The sequence below is a fragment of the Nocardia sp. PLKS1-43 genome (genome assembly GCF_059510335.1).
The window spans coordinates 1-907 of record NZ_JCAJZQ010000050.1; the positions used below are offsets into that span (position 1 = coordinate 1).

The 907-nt window shown below is 63.8% G+C and carries 1 protein-coding gene; it reads right to left on the reverse strand.

What is annotated here, in order from left to right; all coding sequences use genetic code 11:
• Positions 1-13 precede the first annotated feature (13 nt).
• Positions 14-831 (reverse strand): IS5 family transposase gene (locus AC5WS7_RS40615; RefSeq protein ID WP_495959987.1). Its coding sequence is split into 2 segments (ribosomal slippage): positions 14-475 and positions 478-831, totalling 816 coding nucleotides; the frame shifts between segments, so codons are not numbered across the junction.
• Positions 832-907 lie beyond the last annotated feature (76 nt).

Consider the following 907-nt stretch of genomic DNA (forward strand, 5'->3'; position numbering starts at 1 on the left):
CTTAGACCGTGTCTCATGTCGTTGATTTCGCGAGTTTCTTGTAGCAGGTCAGAGTCGCAGCGAGGGTGAGGAATCCGAGGAAGTGCGTGGCTTTGCGGTCGTAGCGGATGGTGAGCCGGTGGTAGCCGGTGAACCAGGAGATCGTCCGCTCGATCACCCACCGGTGCCGGCCCAGGCGCTCGGAGGACTCGATGCCCTTGCGGGCGATCCGGACGCCGATGCCGCGATCGCGTACCCATCTGCGCAGTTCTGCGCTGTCGTATGCCTTGTCCGCGTGCAGTTTTCCCGGCATGCGGCGGCGGGGCCCGCGTCGCGACCGGATCGCGGGAATCGCCTTCACGAGTGGTTTGAGTGCTTCCACGTCATTGGTATTGGCTGCCGAAATCCCCATCGACAGAGGGATTCCCGCACGGTCGGACAACACATGAATCTTCGAGCCGGACTTGCCGCGGTCGACCGGGCTCGGCCCAGTCAGAGGTCCCCTTTTTTCGCTCGCACCGACGCCGCGTCGATCACCGCACGCGACCAGTCGATCAAGCCTTTGCTACCCAGCTCATCCAGCACAGCACGATGTAATCGCCGCCAGAGCCCGGCCCGGGTCCACGCGCTGAACCGGCGGTGCGCGGTCGGGACGGTGACCCCGAACGACGGTGGCAGCATCCGCCACGCACAGCCACTGGTCAGCACGAACACCACCGCCGTGAACACCGCGCGCTCGTCGGTCGGCGCGGTACCACCACCCTGCGGACGCGCAGTGAACTCCGGCAACAACGGCTCGGCCAGCACCCACAACTCATCCGGGACAAGGCGTTTGGACAACTCATCGACCACAAGTCGAACATCATGCAGCACAACCGGATCCAACGCAGCCGAAACGAATCACAACCACGTAAGACACGGTCTTAGG